17 protein-coding genes are annotated in these 22,231 nt (G+C 73.8%); 7 read left to right on the top strand and 10 right to left on the bottom strand.

The features are described 5' to 3' along the window. Positions 1–23: 23 nt before the first annotated feature. From manA to IO36_RS41080, 5 genes are all read right to left on the bottom strand, one after another. On the bottom strand, positions 24–1,175 hold the full coding sequence (gene manA / locus IO36_RS41095; protein ID WP_037628273.1) for a mannose-6-phosphate isomerase, class I: 1,152 nt from the start codon (positions 1,173–1,175) through the stop codon (positions 24–26). Between the two features lie 79 nt (positions 1,176–1,254). Beyond that, positions 1,255–2,382, bottom strand: coding sequence for an SIS domain-containing protein (locus IO36_RS41090; RefSeq protein ID WP_037628272.1), 1,128 nt, complete (start codon positions 2,380–2,382; stop codon positions 1,255–1,257). A gap of 306 nt (positions 2,383–2,688) precedes the next feature. Continuing rightward, positions 2,689–2,859 (bottom strand): Trm112 family protein, encoded by a 171-nt coding sequence (locus tag IO36_RS45530; RefSeq protein WP_078943765.1) that lies wholly within the window; start codon positions 2,857–2,859, stop codon positions 2,689–2,691. A gap of 571 nt (positions 2,860–3,430) precedes the next feature. Next, a complete protein-coding gene (locus IO36_RS41085) occupies positions 3,431–4,792 on the bottom strand; it encodes a phosphomannomutase/phosphoglucomutase (protein ID WP_037628271.1) in 1,362 nt (453 codons plus the stop codon). 370 nt (positions 4,793–5,162) lie between these two features. After that, on the bottom strand, positions 5,163–5,588 hold the full coding sequence (locus IO36_RS41080; RefSeq protein WP_078943775.1) for a DUF3499 domain-containing protein: 426 nt from the start codon (positions 5,586–5,588) through the stop codon (positions 5,163–5,165). A gap of 312 nt (positions 5,589–5,900) precedes the next feature. Here IO36_RS41080 and IO36_RS41075 point away from each other — a divergent pair, with 312 nt between their 5' ends. Beyond that, positions 5,901–6,350, top strand: coding sequence for a metallopeptidase family protein (locus IO36_RS41075; RefSeq protein ID WP_107065925.1), 450 nt, complete (start codon positions 5,901–5,903; stop codon positions 6,348–6,350). Here IO36_RS41075 and IO36_RS41070 read toward each other — a convergent pair whose 3' ends face one another. The 3 genes from IO36_RS41070 to IO36_RS41060 all read right to left on the bottom strand — a co-directional run bounded on the left by IO36_RS41070 (position 6,351) and on the right by IO36_RS41060 (position 12,097). Further along, positions 6,351–7,850, bottom strand: a complete 1,500-nt coding sequence (locus IO36_RS41070; protein ID WP_037628268.1) for a DUF5719 family protein — start codon at positions 7,848–7,850, stop codon at positions 6,351–6,353. Then, a complete protein-coding gene (locus IO36_RS41065; RefSeq protein ID WP_078943763.1) occupies positions 7,847–11,602 on the bottom strand; it encodes a glycosyltransferase family 2 protein in 3,756 nt (1,251 codons plus the stop codon). Before IO36_RS41065 ends, IO36_RS41070 begins: the two co-directional genes overlap by 4 nt. Positions 11,603–11,833: 231 nt before the next feature. Next, positions 11,834–12,097 carry a WhiB family transcriptional regulator gene (locus tag IO36_RS41060; protein ID WP_003975777.1) on the bottom strand — a complete coding sequence of 88 codons (264 nt, stop codon included), beginning with the start codon at positions 12,095–12,097 and terminating at the stop codon, positions 11,834–11,836. Positions 12,098–12,826: 729 nt separating this feature from the next. Between IO36_RS41060 and IO36_RS41050 the strand changes: the two genes are divergently transcribed. The 4 genes from IO36_RS41050 to IO36_RS41035 all read left to right on the top strand — a co-directional run bounded on the left by IO36_RS41050 (position 12,827) and on the right by IO36_RS41035 (position 16,952). Continuing rightward, complete coding sequence (locus IO36_RS41050; RefSeq protein WP_037628264.1) at positions 12,827–13,315, top strand: cysteine dioxygenase; 489 nt, start codon at positions 12,827–12,829, stop codon at positions 13,313–13,315. A gap of 159 nt (positions 13,316–13,474) precedes the next feature. Beyond that, the gene (gene cofD, locus IO36_RS41045; protein WP_037628263.1) at positions 13,475–14,458 is read left to right on the top strand and encodes a 2-phospho-L-lactate transferase; all 984 of its coding nucleotides are present in this window, start codon (positions 13,475–13,477) and stop codon (positions 14,456–14,458) included. Next, a complete protein-coding gene (locus IO36_RS41040; protein ID WP_037628262.1) occupies positions 14,455–15,801 on the top strand; it encodes a coenzyme F420-0:L-glutamate ligase in 1,347 nt (448 codons plus the stop codon). Before cofD ends, IO36_RS41040 begins: the two co-directional genes overlap by 4 nt. Before the next feature lie 113 nt (positions 15,802–15,914). After that, positions 15,915–16,952, top strand: a complete 1,038-nt coding sequence (locus IO36_RS41035; protein WP_037628261.1) for a DNA-3-methyladenine glycosylase family protein — start codon at positions 15,915–15,917, stop codon at positions 16,950–16,952. Between the two features lie 249 nt (positions 16,953–17,201). Here the strand turns inward: IO36_RS41035 and IO36_RS41030 are convergent, their stop codons facing one another. Both IO36_RS41030 and IO36_RS41025 read right to left on the bottom strand, forming a co-directional pair. Continuing rightward, entirely contained in the window at positions 17,202–18,284 is a 1,083-nt protein-coding gene (locus IO36_RS41030) for a mannose-1-phosphate guanylyltransferase (protein ID WP_037628260.1), read from the bottom strand. A 195-nt stretch (positions 18,285–18,479) separates the two neighbouring features. Continuing rightward, entirely contained in the window at positions 18,480–19,910 is a 1,431-nt protein-coding gene (locus IO36_RS41025; protein WP_037628259.1) for a peptidoglycan recognition protein family protein, read from the bottom strand. A 128-nt stretch (positions 19,911–20,038) separates the two neighbouring features. On the opposite strand from IO36_RS41025, the gene IO36_RS41020 reads away from it, so the two are divergent. After that, positions 20,039–20,794 (top strand): TIGR03089 family protein, encoded by a 756-nt coding sequence (locus IO36_RS41020; RefSeq protein WP_037628258.1) that lies wholly within the window; start codon positions 20,039–20,041, stop codon positions 20,792–20,794. A 120-nt stretch (positions 20,795–20,914) separates the two neighbouring features. After that, positions 20,915–22,210, top strand: coding sequence for an LCP family protein (locus IO36_RS41015; protein WP_078943761.1), 1,296 nt, complete (start codon positions 20,915–20,917; stop codon positions 22,208–22,210). Positions 22,211–22,231 lie beyond the last annotated feature (21 nt).

The raw sequence follows: 22,231 nt of genomic DNA, 5'->3' as shown, positions 1-22,231 counted from the left end.
CTCAGGTGGGTGCAGTCGTCCCGTCAGGCGACCACTGTCGCACGGAAGATCGTGCCGGACCCTGACACTTCGGCCTTTTCGCCCGCCGGTACGAAGACCGAGGTGCCGGGGGTCAGGTCGATGCCGTCGGCGCGGACCGCGCCCGAGGTGCAGAGCAGGATCTGCGGGGTCGCGCGGGTGAGGTCGAGCGGATCGGCGTCCTCGGCGACGACGTACCGGGAGAGACGGAACTCGTCGATGGGGGTCGCGTAGACCTCCTCGCCGTCGGGGGACGCCTCCGGGCGCAGGACGCCGGGGTCGGCCGCCTCGAAGCGGACCACGCGCAGGAGCTCGGGGACGTCGACGTGCTTGGGGGTCAGACCGCAGCGCAGGACGTTGTCGCTGTTGGCCATGATCTCGACGCCGAGGCCGTCCAGGTAGGCGTGCGGGATGCCGGCGCCGAGGAAGAGGGCCTCGCCGGGCTGGAGCCGGACGTGGTTGAGGAGCATCGCGGCGATGACTCCGGGGTCGCCCGGGTAGTGGTGGGCGAGTCCGGCGTACGGGGTGTAGGCGCCGCCGAGACGCTCGCAGGCGGCGGTGGTCTCGGCGACCGTGCGGGCCATGTCCTCGGGGTCGGCGCTCAGCACCGCCGTGAGGACCTCGCGCAGGGCCGCCTCCTCCGGGTGGGCGCGCAGCAGGTCGGCGTACGGCTTGAGGGAGTCGACGCCGAGGGCTTCCAGGAGCGCGGCCGCCTCCTCGGGGGCGCGGAAGCCGCACAGGCCGTCGAACTCGGTGAGGGCGCAGATGAGTTCGGGCTTGTGGTTGGCGTCCTTGTAGTTGCGGTGCGGGGCGTCGACCGGGACGCCCCGGCGCTCCTCGTCCTCGTAGCCCTCCCGGGCCTGTTCGAGGTCGGGGTGCACCTGGAGGGAGAGGGGCGCTCCGGCGGCGAGGAGCTTGAGGAGGAACGGCAGGCGGGGGCCGAACCTGGCGACGGCGGCGCGGCCGAGTTCCTTCTCCGGGTCCTCGCCGATGACCTCGTTGAGGGGACCGCGCGCGGTGCGCGAGGGAGCGCCCGGGTGGGCGCCCATCCACATCTCCGCCTGCGGTTCGCCCGTCGGCTCCACGCCGAGCAGCCGGGGGATGGCGGTGGTCGAACCCCAGGCGTAGGGGCGGACGGTGTTGTCGAGGCGGTCCATCGGTGTCTTCTTCTCCATACGTGCGCTGCGCGGCCCGCCGGGGGCGGGCGTCGGTCGGGGCGTGGTGCCGCCCCCAGGATCAGGCCCCCGAGGCGAGCGCCAGGTAAACGGCGGCGAAATCCGTGATGGCGATCAGCTCGGCGAGGGTCTCCAGCTCGCCGCCCTCCTCGGGTTCGAGCTCGCTGATCGCGGTGTCGTGGCTCAGGGCGAGTTCCCGGGCGGCGGGTGCGGCGCTGATCCCGCCGATGGGACGGTCGCGCAGCAGCACCACGCGCGCGTGCAGCGCCTGTGCCTCCTCGACGCGGTCCCGGAAGAAGTCGTCGGGGTCCGCGCCGGCGGCGAGGGCGCCCGAGAGCAGCATGCTGTGCGAGGCGAGCGCCTCGGGGAGTTCGGCGGTGAGCGCGGGGCGGCCGGCGAGTTCGGCGAGCGCGGCGGTGAAGCGGCGGCCGGCCGGGCCCGCCGAGGTGCCCTCCGTCCAGATCACCGGGAGCGCCTCGGCCAGTTCCACGGCGAGGGTCTTGGCGGGGTTGCTGTACGCGGCGATCGCGGGGCCGCAGCGCTCGGCGACGCGGTCGAGGCGGTCGGCGACCTTCTGCAGCGCCGTCGGCGGGGCCGAGACCAGACCGGTGCGGTCGAGGAGCGCGAGCAGCGGGGTGAGCAGCGCCCAGAGCACGCCGGGGGCCGAGGCGCCGAGGGGCTCCTCCTGGTCGTACGGGGCGGTCGCCATGGGGACGAAGAGGCCGTGGCTGCCCTGCACCCACTCGGCGAGCGGGGTGCCCGCCGGGGCGACGGCGGCGACGGTGCTGCCGCGCCGGTAGGCCTGCTCGATGAGCAGTTCCAGGCCGGGTTCGGTGCCGTCCGGGGTGGCGATCAGCAGGAGGTCGACGGGGCCCGCCCAGCCGGGCAGGTCCCAGCGCAGGGCGCCGCCCGCGGGGGCGACCCCGGTGGGGGTGAGCCGGGTGAGGGGGCAGCTGGCCCCGGCGAGGGTGCCGAGCAGTTCGGCGACGCCGGTGGCGGCCATGCCGGGGCCCGCGATCAGGACGGCGCGCGGGCGGCCGTCCGGCTTCAGCTCGGCGATCCCGGCCTCGGCGGCGTGCCGGACCGCGGTGCGCACCCGGGCGCCGGCCTCGGCGGCGCCGCGGAGCAGGGCCCGCCGGTCGGACCGGGTGAGCGCGTCGGGATCGTCGAGGAGCGATTCGTCGAGCATGGGGTCGGAGCCTCCGATCGCCGGGCGGGGCTTGCGCGTGAACCGCCGGGGTCGCTTGCACGGGGGTCGCTCGCGCGAGGTGCCGAGCGGCGCTGGGTTCGGACCGGGTGGCGGACGGGGCGCCGGCCGCCGATCGGGACGGCCGCGTCGCCGTCGTCCGTGCGGGCGGCGGTGCCGTCGCTCGTCGTCGGTGGCGGGGCTCGTCGGGGTGCCTGCCGCGCCGTCACGCCCGGGGGCGGGGACGACGCCGCCGTCGCCTCGCGTGCGGCGGTCGCGGCGCCGCCGTGCGCGGGGCGGACGCGTCGGCTACGCGGGGCGCCGGGCCTCGTCGACCAGGAGTACGGGGATGCCGTCGCGGACCGGGTAGGCGAGGCCGCAGTCCGCTCCCGTGCAGATCAGCTCGGTCTCCTGCTCCTTGAGCGGGGCGTGACAGGCCGGGCAGGCGAGGATCTCCAGGAGGCCGGCTTCGAGCGGCATGGGGTGTCCTTCCGAAACGGTGGATGCGGCCTGGTCAGGGTACCGCTGCGGGGAGCCCGGTGCCGGGGCGCGCCCACGGTTCGTGAGCCGCGCGAAGCGGGTCACCGGCCTCACCACCCGGCACCCCGGCCAGGGGAACACCCCTTCCGGCCCCGGCGTCCCGGCCAAGGGAACGGCCCTTCCGGCCCTGGCACCCCGGCCACGGGAACGGCCCTTCCGGTCCCGCCCCGGTCAAGGGCGCACGGCCCTTCCCGTCCCGGGGCCCGGTCAAGGGCACGGTCCTTCCGATCCCGGCGCCCCGGCCGGCTGCACGAGGCTTCGCCCCCGGCGTGCCCCGGCCGGACACGCAGGCCACGAGACCCGGCGTCCCAGGTCGTCCACGCAGGCCCGGACGCCGGACGCCCTGGTGAGCACGCGTGTCCTGAGATCCGGCGTCCCCGGTGGCGGGCGCGAGCCCTGAGGCCCGGCGTTCCCCGGCTGGACGCGCAGCACTGCCTGTATCCCCGGCCAGGGATACAGGCAGTGGCACCAGGCGTCCCACGGTCGTGTTCCCCGCTGGTGGTCGGTGGACTCAGCCCCTGATGATCTTCAGGACCTCGTCGCGGACGCGGGTCATCGTCGCCTCGTCCCGGGCCTCGGCGTTGAGGCGCAGGAGGGGTTCGGTGTTGGAGGGGCGGACGTTGAACCAGGTCTCGCCGAAGGTGACCGTCAGGCCGTCGAGTTCGTCGAAGGTGACACCCTCGCGGCCCTCGTAGGCGGCCCTGACGGCGGCCATGCGGGCCGCCTGGTCGTCGACGGTGGAGTTGATCTCGCCGGAGCCCACGTAGCGGTCGTACTCCGCGACGAGGCCGGAGAGCGGGCCGTCCTGGCCGCCGAGGGCGGCGAGGACGTGGAGGGCGGCCAGCATGCCCGTGTCGGCGTTCCAGAAGTCGCGGAAGTAGTAGTGCGCGGAGTGCTCGCCGCCGAAGATCGCACCGGAGGTGGCCATCTCGGCCTTGATGAAGGAGTGGCCGACGCGGGTGCGCACCGGCGTGCCGCCGTGCTCGCGGACCACCTCCGGGACCGACGAGGAGGTGATGAGGTTGTGGATGACCGTGCCGCCGCCCCTCTTGTCCAGCTCGCGGGCGGCCACCAGCGCGGTGATCGCGGACGGGGAGACCGGCTCGCCCCGCTCGTCGACGACGAAGCAGCGGTCGGCGTCGCCGTCGAAGGCGAGGCCGAGGTCGGCTCCCTCCTCGCGGACGCGCTTCTGGAGGTCGACGATGTTCGCCGGGTCGAGCGGGTTGGCCTCGTGGTTCGGGAACGTGCCGTCCAGCTCGAAGTACATCGGGACGAGCTGGAGCGGCAGACCGGAGAACACGGTCGGCACGGTGTGGCCGCCCATGCCGTTGCCCGCGTCGACGACGACCTTCAGCGGGCGGATCGAGGTCAGGTCGACGAGCGAGCGGAGGTAGGCCGCGTAGTCGTCGAGGGTCTCGCGCCGCGTGATCGTTCCGGGCGTGGCGTCCGAGGCGGGGGCGCCGGAGTCGAGCCAGGTCTCGGCGAGCCCGCGGATCTCGGCGAGGCCGGTGTCCTGTCCGACGGGGGCCGCGCCCGCCCGGCACATCTTGATGCCGTTGTACTGGGCCGGGTTGTGCGAGGCGGTGAACATGGCGCCGGGCAGGCCGAGCGCGCCCGAGGCGTAGTAGAGCTGGTCCGTGGAGCACAGGCCGATCTCGGTGACGTCGGCGCCGCGTGCGGCGGCGCCGCGCGCGAAGGCTCGGGACAGGCCCGGCGACGAGGGCCGCATGTCGTGGCCGATCACGATGGCGTCCGCTCCCGTCACTTGGACGAAGGCGGCGCCGAACAGCTCGGCGAGGGGCTCGTCCCACTGGTCCGGGACCACCCCGCGTACGTCGTACGCCTTCACGAGCTGCGACAGATCAGCGGTCACGGCCAACCCTCCAGAAGTCCACTTCGGTCGCCCCAAACTACCCGTCCGGCGAGCCGTGGGCCGTGCCCGGCCCGGCCGGGGCGCGCCCCCGCCCGCAGCGACGCCCCGGAGGGGACCAAGGAGGTTCCGGCGCCGACGAGTTGGGCCGATCCGCGGCGCGGGGCGGCGAACTGGGCGGTGACGGGGGCGACTCCGGGGTGCGGGAGCGTCGGCCGGCCGCGTGCGGACGGGTTCCCGTTGTGTCCACGGGGTGTTGACGACCGGACGCGAGGGGACCGGGACGCGGCGAGGTGACGAGCCGGGGGCCGGACGCCGAGCGGGACGAGGGGAGAGCGGGGTGCGGAGGCCGGTACGGGCTGGTGCGCCGGGGTCAGTTGTCCGGCGAGCGCAGGATGCGCAGGTGGCCGCGGCGTGCGACCTCCATGGGGTCCGCCGAGCGGGCGCTGCCGCCGGCCTCCGCCGCGCGCTTCTGCGGACGGGCCGCCTCGCGCACCGCGTTCGCCAGGGCCTCCAGGTCGTCGCCGCTGGGACGCGCGGGTCCGGAGGAGTCGGCGAGGCGGACGACCTCCCAGCCGCGCGGCGCGGTCAGGCGCTCGGAGTGCTCGGCGCACAGGTCGTAGCAGTGGGGTTCGGCGTAGGTGGCGAGCGGGCCGAGGACCGCGGTCGAGTCGGCGTAGACGTACGTCAGCGTCGCGACGGCGGGACGGCCGCAAGCGGTGCGCGAACAGCGACGTACAAGGCTCACGAGGTTGGACGGTACCGCACTCTTGAGCGGGCCGCGACGACTCTGCCCCAGGTCACCCCACCGTGTCGTGGTGTGAGACACCCCACACCACTTTCGGGGCACCGGACCGTGACCTGGGGCGACATCGGGTGTCGGGATACCGAACAGACCTGATTCCGGTCACCACTTGGTGCGAATCATGCCAATTGCCATGTCAGAGACGGTCTTGGAGAGATATGGAATCGAGCTGATTCGTGACCGGAATGGTCATGGGCCGTCATCCGGAGGGCGGGCGGAGCCGGGTGCCGCCGCCTCCCCCGCCCGGCGGGGACCTGCGCGTGGGGCCGGGCGGCCGGGCCGGGCGGGGACTACGCTTCGTCAGTGATGGACAACCCCGTACCGCCCCGCGCCCCAGCCTCCGGGCCCCGTCGTCGTGACCGCCACGGCAGGGGCATGCGCGGCCCCGTGGCGCCGCCCCAGGTGCCGCTCGCGGCGAGCCGTTCCGAGGTCTTCGCGGACCTCGTGCAGGACTCCGTGGAGCGCCTGGAGCGACGCTGGCCGCAGCTCGCGGACATCGACTTCATGGTCCTCGAAGTCCCCCGCCTGGAACGCTCGGGCGAGGGCTGGAGCGACGAGGCGGTGCCGCTGGGCGGCACGATCGCCGCGCGCGAGGGACGTCCCGCGCGCGTGGTCGTCTACCGCCGTCCGATCGAGATCCGCACCAAGGGGCGCGACGAGCGCGCCGCCCTGGTGCATGAGGTCGTCGTGGAGCAGGTCGCGGAACTGCTGGGCCTGACACCGGAGACGGTCGACCCGCGGTACGGCGAGGACTGATCACTGCTTGAGCAGTACCGACAGATCCTGTTCGGCGTCCGGGACCGAGACCGTCCCGCGGTCGTCCGGGAGGTTCTGGATGGTGAAGCCCGGGACGCCCTCCTGGGTCGCGGAGAGCATCCGGGAGGCGTAGACCGGGCCTCCGGAGACCGGTTCGACGGTGAGGGCGTACGTGCCCTTCAGACCGCTCGGGACGGGCGCCGCGACGTTCTGCGTGGTCCCGCCCTTGATGGTGAACGTCTTCGAGACGGCCGTGCCGCCCCCGCTGCCCGCCGACGCGGTGACCTTGACCGTGGCACCCGCGCCGGGCGCGGTCACGGCGAGCGTGGACCCCTTGGCGCTGTTGTCGGCGACCGTGGCGCGCGCGCCGACCGGTGCGGTGGCCGGGATGAACGCGGTCTCCTGGGCGGCGCCCTTGCCCCGCACCACCTGGAGGGCGGCGACGACCGGCACGGACGTGCCGGTGGGGCTGAGCACCAGGGAGCCCGCCTCGCCGCGGGTGACGTCCCCGAGGTCGGCTGAGGCGGTCATGCCGGCCTTCACGTGCAGGGTCTCGTTGCCCGCGGGGGTGATCGTCCCCGAGGGGGAGGCGAGGCGCACCTTCAGGTCGGCGTCCGTGTCGCCGGGCGCGAAGGCGACCAGCCGCACGGAGGTGGCGTCCTTGGGGATGCCCGGCATGACGAGAGTGGCCGCGGGATCGGTGGCGGCGGCCAGCCAGTCGCCGCCGGTCTTGGCGTCCAGAGCCTGCACGGCGGCTCCGACCCGGCCGCTGCGGACCTTCACGTGCACGGTGAGGTCGGCCTGCGGATCGCCGGCCAGCGTGTTCAGCAGGATGGGTTCGCTGGCGTGCGCCTGGACCGTGATCCCGTCGGCCACCGTGGACTTGAGCGTGCCGTCCTTGCCGTACAGGTCGATGTCGACGACGGCCGCGGCATCGTCCGGGTTCGTCAGGTGGACGTAGTCGGTGCGCGAGGCGGCGGTGCTGGCGCCCGGGAACCAGAACTCGGTGTCGGGAGCGGTGCAGTTGGTGCCGAGCAGACCGCGCCCGGCGCCTGCGGCGACCTGCGTGGTCTCCTGGACCGTCCAGCCGGGCGCGAACTTGCCCGACGCGAGGCCGACCAGGGCGGGCGCGTCCGGGCCCGAGGTGTCGCCGGCCGCCGGCTTGCCGGGCTCCTTGGGCTGGACGACGGGCTCGGCCTTCTTGCCGGCGCCCTTCTTGCCGCCGGACCCGTCCGCCGACTCCTCGGCGGCGGACTGGAGTTGGGCCTTGCCGCTGCCGCTCACACCCTCCACGACGGGCGTGAAGGACGTGTACGACGTGTCGGCGATGTCGGAGGTGCTCGGCTGCGGGCAGAGCAGGCTGGTGCGCTCCACGGGCAGCCGCGCGGCGGTGACGGCCGTGCCGGAGCCCTTGGTGCCGGGCGAGTTGAGGGTCGCGAACCCGGTGACGGCGCCGAGCGCGGTCACCGCGGCGATCAGGGACAGGGTGGTGCGGTTCACTGCTGGCTCCCGTCGGGGCGCTCACTGTCGGTGCCGTGCGGCCGGTTCGGGTCGTAGGCGGGGTCGTAGCCCTGCTCCCCCGAGTCGTAGCCCTGGCCCCGGGAATCGAAGGGCACGCCGTTCGCGTCGTAGCCCTGGCCGTAGTTCTGGTCGTACGCCGCCGTGCCCCCGTAGGCGTACGGGTCGTACTGGCCGCCCTGATAGGGATCCGACTGGTACGCCTGGTCATAGGTGCCGGCCGGGTAACCCTGCTGCCCCTGCTGGCCCTGCTGCCCCTCGTACTGCTCGCCGTAGCCGTCGTACTCGGCGTTCGCGTAACTGGGGCTGTCCCACTCGCCGTACGCCTGCTGGTGCGGGACGACGGCGGCCGCGACCTCGGGGTCCTCCTCGTCCTCGTCCTCGTCGGCGTGGGCGTGGGCGTTCACGGGGAACTCGTCGAACTCCGGATCCTCGTCCTGCCGTCCGGCCTCCGCCTCGGCCTCCGCCTGGGCGCGCAGCCGGCGGGCACGGCGGCTGTCGCCCGTCATGTCCTCGGCGGTGACCGGCTGCTCCTCCTCGGGGAGGTCGTCGTCGACGTCACGGCGCCGCCCGGGGAGGGCGAGCACCACGAGGACCAGGGCGAGCGATCCCTGGGCCCACAGCCAGGCCGTATGGCCGAGCGGCGCGTCGAACGCGACGTCGAGCCTGCCGCCGTCGGCGGGCAGCTGGAAGCCCTGGGCCCAGCCATCGACCGTGGTGCGGGTCAGCGGCTTGCCGTCCAGGGTGGCCGTCCAGCCGGCGTCGGCGCTGTCGGCGAGGCGCAGGACGCGGCCCGAGTCCCCGGCGGGGATCGTGGTGTGCACCTCGACCGGACCGGCGGCGATGGACTCCGGGTCGCCGGACGCGGGCACGATCGCGGCGCGCGAGACCTGCTGGTCGACACGCCACAGGGCGCTGCCGTCCTGCTGGCTGAGCCGGGACAGGCCGGTCGTGGCGTCCAGGACGCGGCTCACCTCGCGCGGCGCGCCCTTGCGGACCAGGACGTAGCGCACGGCGAAGCCGCCGAGCTCGTCGGCCTGGTCGGCGCCGGAGCCCGCCACGAGGTTGGCGACGACCTTGTCGAGTCTCTTGTTCTCGCCCGCGGCCGAGGCCAGTTCGGCGTCGCCGAGACGGGCGCCGGAACCGCGCACGAGGACGTATCCGACCTCGCCGGCGGAGCGGCTGTCGAGGACGAGGGTGCGGGCCTGGTCGCGGGTGCCGCTCTCCTCGGCGACGAACGCGGGCACCTGCACCGGGTCGCGGCGCTCCACGGGTCCGTCGGCGCCGCGGATGATCCAGCCGGCGGCGACGAGCAGCGGGCCCGCGGCGCAGGCGAAGGCGATGAGCGCGGCCACCGGCTGACGCCAGCCGAAGCTCTGCTCGGCCACCCGCGCGCGTGCCCCGTCGGAGCCGACGGCGGCGGCGGCGAGCAGGGCGAGGCCGTAGACGAGGGTCGCCGGTCCCGCCCAGGTGGAGCGGTTGGACAGGGCGGCGAAGACGAGTGCCACGACGGCGACGACCCAGGCGGTCCTGATGCCCGCCTGGCGCTCGGAGCGCAGCAGGGCGGCCAGCGCGGCGAGCACGATGCCGAAGAGCATCAGTGCGCTGACGGTGCCCGGTCCGCCGGGGCTCGCGCTGAGCAGGTCGAACGCGGAGGCCGCGCCGGAGCCGTAGTCCAGGCCGGCCTGTCGGAAGAAGCCGAACGGCAGCAGGGTCAGCGACCAGGGCGCGAGGACCAGCAGCGGGGTGCCGAGCTGGGCCAGGAAACGCAGTCCGTAGGCCGGGATCTCCCGGCGGCGCACCACGAGGAGGGCGACGCCGAGGACCAGCGCGATGGGCCACACGATCGGGGTGAAGGCCGTGGTGAACGTCAGCAGCAGGGCGTAGGCCCAGGTCGCGCGCCAGCTGCCGCGGGCCCGGGAGGCGTTCGCGAGGCCGCTCGCCGCGACGCCCGCGCGCGCGATGAGCGGCAGCAGGATCGCCAGGACGGCGGTGCCGATGCGGCCGCCCGCGAGCGCGCCGGTGGCGGCGGGCAGGAAGGCGTAGGCGACGGACGCCCAGGCGCGCAGCAGACGGGACTCGACCAGGGGGCGCGAGGCGAAGTACGCGGCGAAGCCGGCCAGGGGCACGGATCCCACGAGGAGCACGGTGACCGCGAGTCCGGTGGAGCCGAGGAGCGCGGAGGACAGCAGCGCGACCAGCGCGATGTAGGGCGGGGCGGACTGGGTGGAGCCCGCGCCGACCGGATGCCAGCCGTCCAGGTAGCGCGCCCAGAGCTCGGAGGCGTCGACCGGGGCGGGCAGCAGCGCGCCGCCCGCGAGGGCGCCGCCGCCGAGGAGCTGGCGGCAGGCCAGGAGCGAGACGAACAGAAGGACCAGGAAGAGCATCGGTCCGGGATTGCGCGCGATGCGCTTGATCCGGGCGAACTGCTCAATCTCCAGGAAGTCGCCGTCGTCACCGCCCGGTCCGGACTCGACGGCGCCTCCGTGGCGTCCGGCGCCGGTGACCGTCTCCGCGTCGGAGCCGCTCAGGAGGTTGCCGGCGGCCTGTTCGAAGGTCGCCCGCACGGTGGCGCCCGGGGGCGGGAACAGGGGCCGCAGCTCTCCCTTGTCGACCTGCGGGCGGCCGCGCCTGCGCCGCCCGGCGATGATCCGCTCGGGCCGGAGCATGACGCTGAGGAGGCCGCGGATCTCGTCGACGGCCTGTCCGGGGACCTTGCCCACGAGGTAGGCGACCGTGCGCATCAGGGTGCCGAGGACCAGTCGGATCATGATCCAGGGCAGCTGGGCGGTGCGGGCGTTGACCAGGAGGGTGTAGACGGCGCCGGCCTTGTCGACCCGGTGCGGGGACGCGGCGGTGCGGCCCACGCAGTCGACGGCGCGGCGCTCGCGGGAGGCCGCCTCGGCGTGCCGTACGACGGCTTCCGGGGCGACGAGGACCCGGTGGCCCGCGGCCTGGGCGCGCCAGCACAGGTCGACGTCGTCGCGCATGAGGGGCAGCCGGCGGTCGAAGCCGCCGAGTTCCTCGAAGACGTCGCGGCGGACGAGCATGCCGGCGGTGGACACGGACAGCGCGGGGTGGACGTGGTCGTGCTGTCCCTGGTCCTGTTCGCGGCGGTCCAGGCCGGTCCAGCGGCGGCCGGAGTTGGCGATGGTGACGCCGACCTCGAGGAGCGCCCTGCGGTCGTACCAGCCGCGGAGCTTGGGGCCGACGATGGCGACGTCCTGGCCGAGCTCCCGCTCGTTCTCCACGACGCGCAGCAGCTGGGCCAGGGCGTCGGGTTCGGGGGCGCTGTCGTCGTGCAGCAGCCAGAGCCACTGCTCGGGTTCGCCGTGCGGCAGGTCCGGCAGGTCGTAGGCGTCGTCGCGCCAGCTGCGGGTGACGGGGTCCCAGCCGCTGGGACGCTTGAGGTAGGGCAGGTCGTCCGGGGTGAGCTCGGGTGCGGTGCGGGACACCTCCTCGACGGCCTGGCCGAAGCCGGTGCGCCGCGCCAGGTGCAGCACGCGGTCGGCGCCGAGCGCCTCGGTGAGCAGCTGGGCGGAGTCGTCCGCGCTGCCGGTGTCGGCCGCCACCGCGTTCTGCACGGGGCGGTCCTGGCCGAGCAGGCCGGAGAGCGCCTGCGGCAGCCAGCGGGCGCCGTCGTGGGAGACGAGCACCGCGGTCACCACGTGGCGCGGGAACTCAGGGGCGGCAGCGGCGGTGTTGCTGGCTGCCGAAAGGCTGTGCACGGACATCGAGGTACGGGCCCCGGTTCGATGGACTGCGGTGGACGTCTGTGTCCGGCGGGGACAGCGGGACGTCTCGGACGAGGGCCCACACTAACGGCTGGGAAAGACGGCGGCCCGCCGCCTGTGGATAACCCACGTGCGACGGGCCGTTCCTTACGTAAGAGAGTGTGCCGTTTGTTCGCCGGCACCCGCGGGTGCGGACCGTTGTTCCCCGTCCGCCGCCCCGTGCGGTCCGTCTCAGACGGCGGCCTTCTTCAGCCGGCGGCGCTCCCGCTCGGACAGACCGCCCCAGATGCCGAACCGCTCGTCGTTGGCGAGCGCGTACTCCAGGCACTCGGAGCGGACCTCGCAGGCGAGGCAGACCTTCTTGGCCTCGCGGGTGGAGCCGCCCTTCTCGGGGAAGAACGACTCGGGGTCGGTCTGGGCGCACAGCGCGCGCTCCTGCCAGCCGAGTTCCTCGTCCGCGTCGTCGACCAGCAGTTGCTGCACCAGCTCGGTCATGTGCGCCCCTCGTCTGTCTTTCGCGTCCCCGTGATGCTGCCGTCACCGATTCCGGCTGAACGACACGAGTGAAATTACAAGTGTGCCGATCCGGGCCAGTCAAGCCGAGATCTGCTATTGGGCCCCTTATTCACTCTGCGGAACCAAGGCTATGCGGAAAGTGTTCAAATCGGCATAAACCCTGACAGCCCAAGAGGCCCAGGTCAGACGCCCGCCCCCTCACAGAGGAGGACGTCCAGGCGTTCGATCTCGTTCCGACGCAGACCCCGAAGCGAACCGGATCACATTTAGATCACGGGTCCGCGGTGAGGTTTGTTCACCCGGTTGTGCGCCATGTGTCCGGGGAGCCGCCTGAACAAACCTTTCGCCTGCCAGATGAACCGGATGAGGTGAAACATCTCCCACATTCCGGACATGCAGTTGACAGCCGAGGTGTGAACCGCTGTCCTTGTGGGCATGCTCGCGCACTTGGCATCCACCTCGACCCGCACCGCCGGGTCCCTCGGTGCTGCCCACGCGCGCTGTAGCTGTTGTTGCTGTTCCAGCTGTTGAGCCCTACCGCGCTCCGGCTGCCTCGCCGCCACTGAGGCGCATCGCCACCCCCACCAGGGTCATCGCCCGCACCAGGGCCTCCCCGCCCCCGATCCGGGCGGAATCCCCGCCCGCGACCCGGGCCGGGAAGCACCAGCGACACCCCCCGCACTCTCCCGCCGAGGAACCACCGCATCCATGAACAGCGACAGCGACCTCCAGATCGCCGGCGACATCCTCGAAGTCCCGCACCTGCTCCAGCCGCCGCGCGAACACCCCTCCACCGTGGCCGAGTTCGCCGGCCTGGCCCGCTCCATCGCCGCCGACCGCTCCCAGTGGGAGCACCTCGTCCGCTACGACGCCTCCTCGCGCTGGTACCACCGCCTGCGCACGGGGCCCGGCTACGAGGTGTGGCTCCTGTCCTGGGTGCCCGGACAGGGCAGCGGACTGCACGACCACGGCGCCTCCTCCGGCGTGCTGACCGTCCTGGACGGCGCGCTCACCGAGCACACCGAGCGGGGCTCGCGCGCCCTCGGCTCCGGCGCGCAGCGCGTGTTCGCGCCCGGTTACGTCCACGAGGTCGTCAACGACTCGCTCGAACCGGCCGTCAGCCTGCACGTCTATTACCCGGGTCTCACCGAGATGCCGATGCACGCGGCCCGTTGCGCGGTGGCCGAGACCGTGTGAGGCGCCAGTGCCGGGGAGCGGCACGGAGGCGGGCGGGAGCCGAACGCCGAGTCGGGCCGGGAGCCGGGCGGGGACTCGGGCCGGGAGCCGGGCCGGGAGTCGGGCGCGGTCTCGTGACCGGCTGACGCTTTGTCGTATCCGCCTGCGAGACTGAACCCCATGCGCATTGTGGTTCTGGCAGGCGGTATCGGCGGTGCACGGTTCCTGCGTGGTCTCCAGCGGGCCGTTCCGGACGCGGACATCACGGTCATCGGGAACACCGGGGACGACATCCATCTCTTCGGGCTGAAGGTCTGCCCGGACCTCGACACGGTGATGTACACGCTCGGCGGCGGCATCAACGAGGAGCAGGGCTGGGGCCGGGCCGACGAGACCTTCCATCTGAAGGAGGAACTCGCGGCGTACGGACTGGGACCCGAGTGGTTCGGGCTCGGCGACCGCGACTTCGCCACGCACATCGTGCGGACGCAGATGCTGGGGGCGGGCTATCCCCTCAGCGCCGTCACGGAGGCCCTGTGCGACCGGTGGAAGCCGGGCGTGCGCCTCATCCCCATGTCCGACGACCGCGTCGAGACCCATGTCGCGGTCACGCTGCCCGAGCGCGACCCGGCCGGGGCCGCGGGCGAGCGCAAGGTGATCCACTTCCAGGAGTACTGGGTGCGGCTGCGGGCCTCCGTGCCGGCCGAGGCGATCGTGCCGGTCGGCGCCGAGCAGGCCAAGCCCGCGCCCGGGGTCCTGGAGGCCATCGCCGGGGCGGACGTCATCCTCTTCCCGCCGTCCAACCCCGTGGTCTCCGTCGGGACCATCCTCGCCGTGCCCGGCATCCGCGAGGCCATCGCCGAGGCGGGTGTGCCGGTGGTCGGCCTCTCCCCCATCGTCGGCGACGCGCCGGTGCGCGGCATGGCCGACAAGGTGCTGGCCGCGGTGGGCGTCGAGTCCACCGCCGCCGCGGTCGCCGAGCACTACGGCTCGGGTCTCCTCGACGGCTGGCTCGTCGACACGGTCGACGCCGGGTCCGTGGAGCGTGTCGAGGCGGCCGGCATCCGCTGCCGGGCCGTGCCGCTGATGATGTCGGACCTCGACGCGACGGCCCGCATGGCGCGGGAGGCGCTCGCGCTCGCGGAGGAGGTACGGACGCCATGAGCACCCAGCACGCGGGGCGTCCCGGCGACACGGGGCACGCGCACGGGGGCCCCGGTTACCGGGTCTGGGCGCTGGACGGGCTGCCCGAGGTGCGGCCGGGGGACGACCTGGCGAAGCTGATCGCCGCGGCCGGGCCCGGACTCGCCGACGGGGACGTCCTGCTCGTCACCTCCAAGGTCGTGTCGAAGGCCGAGGGCCGGATCGTCGAGGCAGCCGACCGGGAGGCGGCCATCGACGCCGAGACCGTCCGGGTCGTGGCCCGGCGCGGAGCGCTGCGGATCGTCGAGAACCGGCAGGGCCTCGTGATGGCCGCGGCCGGGGTCGACGCCTCCAACACCCCCGCCGGGACGGTGCTGTTGCTGCCCGAGGATCCCGACGCCTCCGCGCGGGCGGTCCGTGAGGGACTGCGGGACGCCCTCGGCGTGGACGTCGGCGTGGTGATCACGGACACCTTCGGGCGGCCCTGGCGCACCGGGCTCACCGACGTCGCGATCGGCGCCGCGGGCGTCGCGGTGCTGGACGACCTGCGCGGCGGCACCGACGCGCACGGCAATCCGCTCAGCGCGACCGTCGTCGCCACGGCCGACGAACTCGCCGCCGCCGGCGACCTGGTCAAGGGCAAGGCCGCCGGGCTGCCCGTCGCCGTCGTGCGCGGGCTGGCGCACCTGGTGACGGAAGGGGACGGCACGGGGGCGCGGGCGATGGCCCGCGACGCGCGGGACGACATGTTCCGCCTCGGCACCTCGGAGGCCGTACGGGAGGCCGTGACCCAGCGGCGTACGGTACGGGCCTTCACCGACGAGCCCGTCGACCCCGGGGCCGTGCGCCGCGCGGTCGCGGCGGCCGTGACCGCTCCCGCGCCGCACCACACCACGCCCTGGCGTTTCGTGCTCCTGGAGTCGCAGGCGTCACGGACACGGCTGCTCGACGCCATGCGGGACGCGTGGATCGCGGATCTGCGGGGCGACGGGAAGAGCGAGGAGTCCATCGCCAAGCGGGTCCGCCGGGGTGACGTGCTGCGCAACGCGCCCTATCTGGTGGTGCCCTGCCTGGTCATGGATGGATCGCACACCTACGGCGACGCCCGGAGGGACGGCGCCGAGCGCGAGATGTTCGTCGTCGCCACCGGCGCGGGCGTGCAGAACTTCCTGGTCGCGCTGGCCGGGGAACGCCTCGGCTCCGCGTGGGTGTCCTCGACGATGTTCTGCCGCGATGTCGTGCGCGAGGTGCTGGGGCTGCCGGAGGACTGGGACCCGATGGGCGCTGTGGCCGTCGGTCACGCGGCCCAGGAACCGGCCGCGCGTCCGGGGCGGGACGCAGCCGCCTTCATCGAGGTGCGCTGACCGGGCGGGGCGCTCGCGAGCGCCCGGGCCGGGTTCGGTGCGTTCCGGGCACGGTCGGGGGCGGGGAGCGCCTACTCTCGTAGGACAGCCCGAGCACCCCTAGGACCTCATTCGTGTCAGGACGTTTCGCTCCCCGGCCGACGCGTACGACCGTGCGCGGCGGCCATGTCGCGGTGCCCGGCGGGACGCGCGGCGGTGCACCGGGCGGCGCCGCGGGCGCGGTGCCCCGGCAGACGGCCGGGCCCGGACACGTCCGCACCTGGACGCCCGACGGGCCGCTCGACCTCGGGCTCGTGCTCGGACCTCTGCGGCGCGGACCCGGCGATCCCACGTTCCGTACGACACCCGACGGCTCGGTGTGGCGCACCAGCCGTACGCCCGCCGGGCCCGGAACCCTGCGGGTCTCCGCCCGTGGCGGGGAGGTCCGGGGCGAGGCCTGGGGGCCGGGGGCCGACTGGCTGCTCGACCGGCTTCCCGAACTGCTCGGCGCCGCCGACGATCCCGGTGCCTTCGAGCCCCGGCACCGGCTGGTCGCGCTCGCCCGGCACCGGCGGCCCGGCCTCAGGCTGGTGCGGACCGGGCTGGTGATGGAGTCGCTGATCCCGTCCGTCCTGGAGCAGAAGGTCACCACCGACGAGGCGTACCGGGCGTGGCGGCTGCTCGTCCGGAAGTTCGGGGAGCCCGCGCCGGGCCCCGCTCCCGAGCGGATGTACGTCATGCCCGCGCCGCGGACCTGGGCGCTGATCCCCTCCTGGGAGTGGCACCGGGCCGGGGTCGACGACAAGCGGGCCGGCACGATCCTGCGGGCCGTCCGGGTCGCGGCGCGGCTGGAGGAGGCGGTCGGATTCGATCCCGCGGGGGCGCAGCGGCGGCTGGAGCTGGTGCCGGGGATCGGGCCGTGGACGTCCGCGGAGGTCGTGCAGCGCAGTCATGGCGCGGCGGATTCCGTGACCGTGGGGGATCTGCATCTGCCGGGGATCGTGGGGTACGCGCTGGCCGGGGACCGGGATGCGGACGACTCCGTGATGCTGGAGCTGCTGGAGCCCTATGCCGGGCAGCGGCATCGGGCGGCTCGGCTGATTCTGTTGTCCGGGCGTACTCCGCCTCGGCGTACGCCGAAGATGCCGCGCACGGACATCGGGTTGCTGTAGGCAAACCGGCGGTGCCTGCACCGTGCCGGCCTTGGCCCCGCCCCGCCTCTCACCGGCCTCCGCCCCGCCTCTCGGCATCATCCGCGGCCGTTGGATGACGTACAGACGGGATTTCGCCCCCTCCGCCCCTACCCGTCCCTACCCGGGGCTCCGCCCCGGACCCGCTCCTCAAACGCCGGAGGGGCTGAAAGTCCGAGGTGGGCCGGAGGGGCCGGCTGCCTGGCCCCTCCGGCTGTTGTCCGGGTGGGGTTACTGGTCCGACGAGAAGCGCAGGGAAGCTGCCGGGATGCGGGTGTCGCACCAGACCCGGACTCCCTCGCGGAGTTCGTTGTCGGGGCCGACCACCGCGCCGTCGCCGACGACCGTTCCGGTCAGGACCGTGCGTTCGCCGATGCGGGCACCGGCGCCGACGAAGGAGTCGGTGACGACCGCGCCAGGCTCGACGACCGCTCCGGCCAGGACGGTGCTGCCCGAGATCCGGGCCCCCTCGCCGATCCGGGCGCCCTCTCCGACCACCGTGCCGCCGGTGAGCTTGGCGTCGGCGGCCACGGTCGCCGTGGGCAGGACCAGACGGTCGCCGCAGCGGCCCGGGACGGCCGGGGACGGGGCGCGGCCGAGGACCAGGTCGGCGGAGCCGCGGACGAAGGCCTGCGGGGTGCCCAGGTCCAGCCAGTACGTGGAGTCCACCATGCCCTGGAGGTGGGCGCCGTTGGCCAGGAGTTCGGGGAAGGTCTCGCGTTCGACCGAGACCGGGCGCCCGGCGGGGATCGTGTCGATGACCGAGCGGCGGAAGACGTACGCCCCCGCGTTGATCTGGTCGGTGACGATCTCCTCGGGGCTCTGCGGCTTCTCCAGGAAGGCCGTGACGCGCCCGGTGGCGTCCGTGGGGACGAGACCGAAGGCGCGCGGGTCCTCCACCCGGGTCAGGTGCAGGGAGACGTCCGCGCCCGTGCTCTCGTGGACCGCCACGAGCGCCCGGATGTCCAGGCCCGTGAGGATGTCGCCGTTGAAGATCAGGACCGGGTCGTCGGGGCCCGAGCGCAGCCGGGACGCCACGTTGCGGATGGCGCCGCCGGTGCCCAGCGGCTCCTCCTCCGTGACGTACTCGATGTGGAGGCCCAGCGAGGAGCCGTCGCCGAAGTACGGCTCGAAGACCTCGGCGAGGTAGGAGGTCGCCAGCACGATGTGCTCGACACCCGCCGCGCGCGCCCGCGCCAGCTGGTGCGTGAGGAAGGGGACCCCGGCCGCCGGGACCATCGGCTTGGGCGTGCGCACCGTGAGCGGGCGCAGGCGGGTGCCTCTGCCGCCGACCAGGAGGATCGCTTCTGTCACCTGTCGTCTCTGCTTCCTGCCGGGACCGGCCGAACTGTCTTTCGGCCGGCCAGTGTATGCAGACCGTTCGATGGCGCCCTCGATGGCCGTGCGGTGTCCTTCGACGGGCCTCTGCCGTGACGTCAGGTGATCTCCGCCGGAACGGCACGGCCGGACCGGTGCCGGCCGTGGCGTTCCGGGCGGTCGTCAGGCGGTCTAACGGCCCTGGTACTTGGCCGCTGTCGTCCTGGCCGTGCCCAGCTTTCCGTAGAGCAGCCGTCCCGGGCACTCCGTGGCGAACCCGTCCCGATGGCCGGAGATCACGTTCAGTCGTACGTTCTTTCCTTTTCGGTAGAGATTGCCACCGGCCGACTTCAGGTATGTCTTGCCACGCGGATCGGCACCGTACAGACCGAGTTTCCACGCGGTGAGCCGGGAGATGGCCTTGAGCGCCGCGTCGGTCGGCTTCGTGGCGCCGAAGCTGCCGATCACGGCGATCCCCATGCTGTTCGTGTTGAACCCGCGGGTGTGGGCGCCCATGACCGCCTTCGCCACGCCGCCGGCCCGGCCCTCGTAGATGGTCCCGCACTTGTCGACCAGGAAGTTGTAGCCGATGTCGCGCCAGCCGCTGCTCACCACGTGGTAGCGGTAGATGCTGCGGATGATCGAAGGGACCTGCGAGCAGCTGTACTTGTTGCCCGACGCCGTGTGGTGCACGAAGGCGGCCTTGACCGTCTTGGTGTAGAGGAAGCCGCGCTCGCGCAGGTTCTCGTTCGCGCCCCAGCCGTGCCGCGTGACGATGCTGGGGCGGGGGCCGATGTACGGCGTGGCGCGCCGCTGTGACGTGCCGTCGGGGAAGTACGTGCGCAGCGTCTCCGCCCGTGAGAGCGCGGGGATCACGGTGGCCTTCGCGCCCCCGGCGTCCGGCAGGGAGGCCTGCGCACCCTTGGCGTGCACGGCCTTGGCACGCACGCCCTTGGCGCGCAGTCCCGAGGGCGCGCCGCCGGCCCGCCCGGCCGCCCGCGTGCCGTCCGGGGCCGGGGGGTCCCCGCCGGGATCGACCAGTTCGAGGCGCAGACCGCCGGGCAGCGCCGCGGCCTCCGGGAGGGTCGCGCGCCGCTCCCGGGGGCCCTCGGGGGCGGCTTCGTCCAGGGGGTCGGCCGCCTCCCGTTCCGCCGGTTCCGCCTGGACGCGGACCTCGACGCCGTTGGAGTTCCCCACCCACAGCGGGGCGGTGGAGCCGTGCACCCGGCGCGAGGCGCTCTCGGCGGTGTCCGGGTCGGCGGCGTGCTCGTCGTTGTGGGTCTCGACGTCCTGCCAGTCGGACCAGTCGCCGGTGCCGGCGGCCCGGGTGCGGACCTGGACCCGGCCGTTCAGCTCACTGTCCGGGTCGTCCCAGATCACGCCGACCAGGGAGAACGGCCGAACGTTCCGGCGGGCGAGGCCCTGCGTCTGGGTGCTCGGGCCGAGCGAGCCGCGTCTGCGGGTGAGGGGGGCGAGGGGCAGGGACTGGGTGCTGCCGGGGGCGGCGGCCTCCGACGTCATCGTCGACGAGTCGGCCCGAGCCGGGGTGGCGGGCAGGGTGAGCGGAAGGGCGAGAGCGGCCGCGCAGGTGACGCCGACCGAGGAACCAAGGAATCCACGCATGCTCCTGATCCTGGACATAGTCATACATATCTGTCCATCGCGGAATTGACGGACCGTCGGACGCGCTCCGCCGAACCGGTGGCGCGCTCGGGCCGTGCCGCGCGGCGTCCCCGCGTACGCTTGCGCGCGTGAAAGCCACCGACCGCACCCCTGCCGACCTGCTGCGATCCGCGCTCTCCGAGGACCCCGCCCGTCCTCTGGTGACCTTCTACGACGACGCGACGGGCGAACGGGTCGAACTGTCCGTGGCCACCTTCGCCAATTGGGTGGCCAAGACCGCCAATCTGCTCCAGGGCGAGATGTCCGCCAAGCCGGGCGAGCGGGTCGCGCTGCTGCTGCCCGCGCACTGGCAGACGGCGGTGTGGCTGCTCGCCTGCTCCTCGGTGGGCGTCGTCGCGGATCTCGGCGGTGACCCGGCGGCGGCCGACCACGTCGTCGCGGGGCCCGGCCGGTTCGAGGACGGGCTGGCCTGTTCCGGTGAGCGCATCGCCCTCTCGCTCGCCCCGCTCGGCCGCCGGTTCCCCGCGCCGCCCTCGGGATACGCCGACTACGCCGTCGAGGTGCCGAGCCAGGGCGACCGCTTCGCGCCGTACGCGCCGGTCGACCCGGAGGCGCGGGCGCTGATCGTCGCCGGGGCCGCGTACACGGGCGCGGAGGTGGTGGAGCAGGCCCGCTCCGACGCCCCCGGGCTGGATCTGACGGGCCCCGGCTCGCGCATCCTGTCGGGGCTCTCGTACGACACCTGGGAGGGCGTGGCCGCCGGTCTGTACGCCCCGCTCGCCTCCGGCGGGTCCGTGGTGCTGTGCCGCAACCTCGGCGACCTGGACGAGGACGCGCTCGCCCGGCGGATCGAGTCCGAGCGGGTGACGGCGACGGCGCGCTGACGGCCGCCCGCCGGGGCACCCTCACCGCCGCGGCGTCTCCCCCGTTCGGCCCATCACCGGCCCCCCTCGGCCGCCGCGCCGGGACATGGTCGTAGGAGCAGTCCCAGACGCTCGTACGCCATGAGGGGTGGTGGTCCCGACGTGAGCGACACCGCGGGCGCCCCCTCCGGTAGCCCCAAGGAGCCGGGGCGGGGCGCGTCACCCACGGGGGCCGGGCGGGTGCGCCGGCGGCGGCGGTGGCTGCGCTGGACGGCGACCGGGGTGAGCGTGCTGGTCCTGGGCGCCGTCGCGGCCGGCTGGGCCGCGTACGAGAAGCTGAACGGGAACATCACGGCCGACAACGACGCGGCGGCCGAGCTGGCCCGGTACGAACGGGAGCGGCCCACCGCGCTGGTGCGCGACGCGCAGAACATCCTGCTGATCGGTTCCGACTCGCGCTCGGGGGCCGGGAACCGGAAGTACGGCCGTGACTCGGGCACGGAGCGGTCCGACACCACGATTCTGCTGCACCTCTCGGCGAACCGGCGCAGCGCGACCGCGGTGTCGCTGCCCCGCGACCTGATGGTGCACGTGCCGGGCTGCCGGCGGCCGGACGGCAGCCGCACCGACCCGATGTTCGCGATGTTCAACTACGCCTTCGAGGTGGGCGGTTCGGCCTGCACGATCCGGACGGTCGAGAAGCTCACGGACATCCGCGTCGACCATCACATGGTGGTGGACTTCCACGGTTTCAAGGACATGGTCGACGCGGTGGACGGGGTCGAGGTGTGCCTGCCCCGGCCGATCGACGACAAGGCGGCGAAGCTGCGGCTACCCGCGGGCAAGGTCGTGCTCGACGGCGAGCAGGCGCTCGGCTACGTGCGCGCCCGCAAGAGCATCGGCAACGGCAGCGACACCGACCGGATGGACCGCCAGCAGAAGTTCCTCGGCGCCCTGATCGGCAAGGTGCGCAGCGACGACGTCCTGTTCAACCCGGCGAAGCTGTATCCGGTGCTGGACGCGGCCACCTCGTCGCTGACCACCGACCCGGGGCTGGCGAGCCTGCGCGGTCTGTACGACCTGGCCCGCGGCATGCGTGACATCCCCACGGAGAACATCCAGTTCCTGACGGTGCCCCGCAGGTCCTACGTCCTGAACGCCAACCGCGACCAGCTCGTGGAGCCCGCGGCGGCCCGGCTCTTCGCGCGGCTGCGCGCCGACAGACCGCTCGTGATCGCGAAGGAACCGCCGCAGGGGCCGGGCGGCCATCTGTCACCCCGTTCCGCGAGCCCGTACGGAAACTCCGCCCGCGACTACGAAGAGGAACCGGGCGGCGACGGAATGTCGACGTCAATCGGGGTGTCCCTTCTCTCGGGCACACCCGATCCGGATCCGACTTTCCGCGGCAGCACGGCGGCACAGGACGCCTGCGGGTAAAGCGTGCGCCAAGGCGGGGAA

It is taken from the genome of Streptomyces aureus (assembly GCF_000725495.1).
In the GTDB taxonomy this organism is placed as follows: domain Bacteria; phylum Actinomycetota; class Actinomycetes; order Streptomycetales; family Streptomycetaceae; genus Streptomyces; species Streptomyces aureus_B.
The sequence above is the reverse complement of the archived record's forward strand: the minus strand, read 5'-3'. Positions and strand labels throughout refer to the sequence as shown.

Coding starts and splice junctions, on each gene's coding strand:
- IO36_RS41040 (WP_037628262.1), top strand. CDS start 14,455: ATGAGCACCCAGCACGCGGGGCGTCCCGGCGACACGGGGCACGCGCAC.
- IO36_RS41025 (WP_037628259.1), bottom strand. CDS start 19,910: ATGCGTGGATTCCTTGGTTCCTCGGTCGGCGTCACCTGCGCGGCCGCT.
- IO36_RS41060 (WP_003975777.1), bottom strand. CDS start 12,097: ATGACCGAGCTGGTGCAGCAACTGCTGGTCGACGACGCGGACGAGGAA.
- IO36_RS45530 (WP_078943765.1), bottom strand. CDS start 2,859: ATGCCGCTCGAAGCCGGCCTCCTGGAGATCCTCGCCTGCCCGGCCTGT.
- cofD (WP_037628263.1), top strand. CDS start 13,475: ATGCGCATTGTGGTTCTGGCAGGCGGTATCGGCGGTGCACGGTTCCTG.
- IO36_RS41075 (WP_107065925.1), top strand. CDS start 5,901: ATGGACAACCCCGTACCGCCCCGCGCCCCAGCCTCCGGGCCCCGTCGT.
- manA (WP_037628273.1), bottom strand. CDS start 1,175: ATGGACCGCCTCGACAACACCGTCCGCCCCTACGCCTGGGGTTCGACC.
- IO36_RS41050 (WP_037628264.1), top strand. CDS start 12,827: ATGAACAGCGACAGCGACCTCCAGATCGCCGGCGACATCCTCGAAGTC.
- IO36_RS41065 (WP_078943763.1), bottom strand. CDS start 11,602: ATGTCCGTGCACAGCCTTTCGGCAGCCAGCAACACCGCCGCTGCCGCC.
- IO36_RS41090 (WP_037628272.1), bottom strand. CDS start 2,382: ATGCTCGACGAATCGCTCCTCGACGATCCCGACGCGCTCACCCGGTCC.
- IO36_RS41015 (WP_078943761.1), top strand. CDS start 20,915: ATGAGGGGTGGTGGTCCCGACGTGAGCGACACCGCGGGCGCCCCCTCC.